This is a genomic window from Streptococcus sp. HMSC064D12 (assembly GCF_001837205.1).
Lineage (GTDB): Bacteria > Bacillota > Bacilli > Lactobacillales > Streptococcaceae > Streptococcus > Streptococcus salivarius_D.
On sequence record NZ_KV831724.1, the window covers coordinates 1 to 5,047 of the forward strand.

Sequence of the window (5,047 nt, forward strand, 5' to 3'; positions counted from 1 at the left end):
AGACCTTTGAGAACTGAATAAGAAACCAAGTGCAGGGTTATGATAGAAGAATTATAACCTGTCAATTTACAAGAATAAATCGTCAGACGACGGTAATGAGTTAACGCTCGAACAATTATTAAAGTTTTTAATGAGAGTTTGATCCTGGCTCAGGACGAACGCTGGCGGCGTGCCTAATACATGCAAGTAGAACGCTGAAGAGAGGAGCTTGCTCTTCTTGGATGAGTTGCGAACGGGTGAGTAACGCGTAGGTAACCTGCCTTGTAGCGGGGGATAACTATTGGAAACGATAGCTAATACCGCATAACAATGGATGACTCATGTCATTTATTTGAAAGGGGCAAATGCTCCACTACAAGATGGACCTGCGTTGTATTAGCTAGTAGGTGAGGTAACGGCTCACCTAGGCGACGATACATAGCCGACCTGAGAGGGTGATCGGCCACACTGGGACTGAGACACGGCCCAGACTCCTACGGGAGGCAGCAGTAGGGAATCTTCGGCAATGGGGGCAACCCTGACCGAGCAACGCCGCGTGAGTGAAGAAGGTTTTCGGATCGTAAAGCTCTGTTGTAAGTCAAGAACGAGTGTGAGAGTGGAAAGTTCACACTGTGACGGTAGCTTACCAGAAAGGGACGGCTAACTACGTGCCAGCAGCCGCGGTAATACGTAGGTCCCGAGCGTTGTCCGGATTTATTGGGCGTAAAGCGAGCGCAGGCGGTTTGATAAGTCTGAAGTTAAAGGCTGTGGCTCAACCATAGTTCGCTTTGGAAACTGTCAAACTTGAGTGCAGAAGGGGAGAGTGGAATTCCATGTGTAGCGGTGAAATGCGTAGATATATGGAGGAACACCGGTGGCGAAAGCGGCTCTCTGGTCTGTAACTGACGCTGAGGCTCGAAAGCGTGGGGAGCGAACAGGATTAGATACCCTGGTAGTCCACGCCGTAAACGATGAGTGCTAGGTGTTGGATCCTTTCCGGGATTCAGTGCCGCAGCTAACGCATTAAGCACTCCGCCTGGGGAGTACGACCGCAAGGTTGAAACTCAAAGGAATTGACGGGGGCCCGCACAAGCGGTGGAGCATGTGGTTTAATTCGAAGCAACGCGAAGAACCTTACCAGGTCTTGACATCCCGATGCTATTTCTAGAGATAGAAAGTTACTTCGGTACATCGGTGACAGGTGGTGCATGGTTGTCGTCAGCTCGTGTCGTGAGATGTTGGGTTAAGTCCCGCAACGAGCGCAACCCCTATTGTTAGTTGCCATCATTCAGTTGGGCACTCTAGCGAGACTGCCGGTAATAAACCGGAGGAAGGTGGGGATGACGTCAAATCATCATGCCCCTTATGACCTGGGCTACACACGTGCTACAATGGTTGGTACAACGAGTTGCGAGTCGGTGACGGCAAGCTAATCTCTTAAAGCCAATCTCAGTTCGGATTGTAGGCTGCAACTCGCCTACATGAAGTCGGAATCGCTAGTAATCGCGGATCAGCACGCCGCGGTGAATACGTTCCCGGGCCTTGTACACACCGCCCGTCACACCACGAGAGTTTGTAACACCCGAAGTCGGTGAGGTAACCTTTTGGAGCCAGCCGCCTAAGGTGGGATAGATGATTGGGGTGAAGTCGTAACAAGGTAGCCGTATCGGAAGGTGCGGCTGGATCACCTCCTTTCTAAGGAAAAACGGAATGTACTTGAGTTTCTTATTTAGTTTTGAGAGGTCTTGTGGGGCCTTAGCTCAGCTGGGAGAGCGCCTGCTTTGCACGCAGGAGGTCAGCGGTTCGATCCCGCTAGGCTCCATTGAATCGCAAGATTCAAGTATTGTCCATTGAAAATTGAATATCTATATCAAATTCCATATGTAATTAATTACATATAGATAGTAACAAGAAAATAAACCGAAACGCTGTGAATATTTAATGAGTTAGGTCGAAAGACCAAAATAAGGTTAAGTTAATAAGGGCGCACGGTGGATGCCTTGGCACTAGAAGCCGATGAAGGACGTGACTAACGACGAAATGCTTTGGGGAGCTGTAAGTGAGCAATGATCCAGAGATGTCCGAATGGGGGAACCCGGCAGGTAATGCCTGTCACTCATTACTGTTAAGGTAATGTAGAGGAAGACGCAGTGAACTGAAACATCTAAGTAGCTGCAGGAAGAGAAAGCAAAAGCGATTGCCTTAGTAGCGGCGAGCGAAACGGCAAGAGGGCAAACCGAAGAGTTTACTCTTCGGGGTTGTAGGACTGCAACGTGGACTTAAAGATTATAGAAGAACTACCTGGGAAGGTAGGCCAAAGAGAGTAATAGCCTCGTATTCGAAATAGTCTTTATACCTAGCAGTATCCTGAGTACGGCGAGACACGAGAAATCTCGTCGGAATCTGGGAGGACCATCTCCCAACCCTAAATACTCTCTAGTGACCGATAGTGAACCAGTACCGTGAGGGAAAGGTGAAAAGCACCCCGGGAGGGGAGTGAAATAGAACCTGAAACCGTGTGCCTACAACAAGTTCGAGCCCGTTAATGGGTGAGAGCGTGCCTTTTGTAGAATGAACCGGCGAGTTACGATATGATGCGAGGTTAAGTTGAAGAGACGGAGCCGTAGGGAAACCGAGTCTTAATAGGGCGTATTAGTATCATGTCGTAGACCCGAAACCATGTGACCTACCCATGAGCAGGTTGAAGGTGAGGTAAAACTCACTGGAGGACCGAACCAGGGCACGTTGAAAAGTGCTTGGATGACTTGTGGGTAGCGGAGAAATTCCAAACGAACTTGGAGATAGCTGGTTCTCTCCGAAATAGCTTTAGGGCTAGCGTCGATGTTAAGTCTCTTGGAGGTAGAGCACTGTTTGGGTGAGGGGTCCATCCCGGATTACCAATCTCAGATAAACTCCGAATGCCAACGAGATATAATCGGCAGTCAGACTGCGAGTGCTAAGATCCGTAGTCGAAAGGGAAACAGCCCAGACCACCAGCTAAGGTCCCAAAATATATGTTAAGTGGAAAAGGATGTGGGGTTGCACAGACAACTAGGATGTTAGCTTAGAAGCAGCTATTCATTCAAAGAGTGCGTAATAGCTCACTAGTCGAGTGACCCTGCGCCGAAAATGTACCGGGGCTAAAACATATTACCGAAGCTGTGGATACCTTTATAGGTATGGTAGGAGAGCGTTCTATGTGCGAAGAAGGTGTACCGTGAGGAGTGCTGGAGCGCATAGAAGTGAGAATGCCGGTATGAGTAGCGAAAGACAGGTGAGAATCCTGTCCACCGTAAGACTAAGGTTTCCAGGGGAAGGCTCGTCCGCCCTGGGTTAGTCGGGACCTAAGGAGAGACCGAAAGGTGTATCCGATGGACAACAGGTTGATATTCCTGTACTAGAGTATATAGTGATGGAGGGACGCAGTAGGCTAACTAAACCAGACGATTGGAAGTGTCTGGCCAAGCAGTGAGGTGTGATATGAGTCAAATGCTTATATCTATAACATTGAGCTGTGATGGGGAGCGAAGTTTAGTAGCGAAGTTAGTGATGTCACACTGCCGAGAAAAGCTTCTAGCGTTAATTATACTCTACCCGTACCGCAAACCGACACAGGTAGTCGAGGCGAGTAGCCTCAGGTGAGCGAGAGAACTCTCGTTAAGGAACTCGGCAAAATGGCCCCGTAACTTCGGGAGAAGGGGCGCTGACTTATGGTCAGCCGCAGTGAATAGGCCCAAGCAACTGTTTATCAAAAACACAGCTCTCTGCTAAATCGTAAGATGATGTATAGGGGGTGACGCCTGCCCGGTGCTGGAAGGTTAAGAGGAGTGCTTAGCAATAGCGAAGGTATGAATTGAAGCCCCAGTAAACGGCGGCCGTAACTATAACGGTCCTAAGGTAGCGAAATTCCTTGTCGGGTAAGTTCCGACCCGCACGAAAGGCGTAATGATTTGGGCACTGTCTCAACGAGAGACTCGGTGAAATTTTAGTACCTGTGAAGATGCAGGTTACCCGCGACAGGACGGAAAGACCCCATGGAGCTTTACTGCAGTTTGATATTGAGTATCTGTACCACATGTACAGGATAGGTAGGAGCCTATGACCTCGGGACGCCAGTTTCGAGTGAGGCGTTGTTGGGATACTACCCTTGTGTTATGGCTACTCTAACCCAGATAGGTTATCCCTATCGGAGACAGTGTCTGACGGGCAGTTTGACTGGGGCGGTCGCCTCCTAAAAGGTAACGGAGGCGCCCAAAGGTTCCCTCAGAATGGTTGGAAATCATTCGCAGAGTGTAAAGGTATAAGGGAGCTTGACTGCGAGAGTTACAACTCGAGCAGGGACGAAAGTCGGGCTTAGTGATCCGGTGGTTCCGCATGGAAGGGCCATCGCTCAACGGATAAAAGCTACCCTGGGGATAACAGGCTTATCTCCCCCAAGAGTTCACATCGACGGGGAGGTTTGGCACCTCGATGTCGGCTCGTCGCATCCTGGGGCTGTAGTCGGTCCCAAGGGTTGGGCTGTTCGCCCATTAAAGCGGCACGCGAGCTGGGTTCAGAACGTCGTGAGACAGTTCGGTCCCTATCCGTCGCGGGCGTAGGAAATTTGAGAGGATCTGCTCCTAGTACGAGAGGACCAGAGTGGACTTACCGCTGGTGTACCAGTTGTTCTGCCAAGAGCATCGCTGGGTAGCTATGTAGGGAAGGGATAAACGCTGAAAGCATCTAAGTGTGAAGCCCACCTCAAGATGAGATTTCCCATGATTTTATATCAGTAAGAGCCCTGAGAGATGATCAGGTTGATAGGTTAGAAGTGGAAGTGTGGTGACACATGTAGCGGACTAATACTAATAGCTCGAGGACTTATCCAAAGAAAGTAACTGAGACATATTGACAACGATTTGGTTTCTTGATACAGTATAGATATTCAATTTTGAGTTGAGAATACTCAGAGTTAAGTGACGATAGCCTAGGAGATACACCTGTTCCCATGCCGAACACAGAAGTTAAGCCCTAGTACGCCTGATGTAGTTGGGGGTTGCCCCCTGTTAGATACGGTAGTCGCTTAGCG

General features: G+C 49.3%; 1 tRNA gene and 3 rRNA genes. All 4 read left to right on the plus strand.

The window, feature by feature from the left end:
* Positions 1-126: 126 nt before the first annotated feature.
* The 4 genes from HMPREF2697_RS01880 (at position 127) to rrf (ending at position 5,046) form a co-directional block, all read left to right on the plus strand.
* Positions 127-1,674: ribosomal RNA gene (locus HMPREF2697_RS01880) — 16S ribosomal RNA — on the plus strand.
* Between the two features lie 54 nt (positions 1,675-1,728).
* Positions 1,729-1,801, plus strand: a tRNA-Ala gene (locus HMPREF2697_RS01885).
* 146 nt (positions 1,802-1,947) lie between these two features.
* Positions 1,948-4,847, plus strand: a 23S ribosomal RNA gene (locus HMPREF2697_RS01890).
* Between the two features lie 83 nt (positions 4,848-4,930).
* A 5S ribosomal RNA gene (rrf, locus tag HMPREF2697_RS01895) occupies positions 4,931-5,046 on the plus strand.
* The 16S, 23S and 5S rRNA genes sit together here with 1 tRNA gene alongside, the layout of an rRNA operon.
* Position 5,047 lies beyond the last annotated feature (1 nt).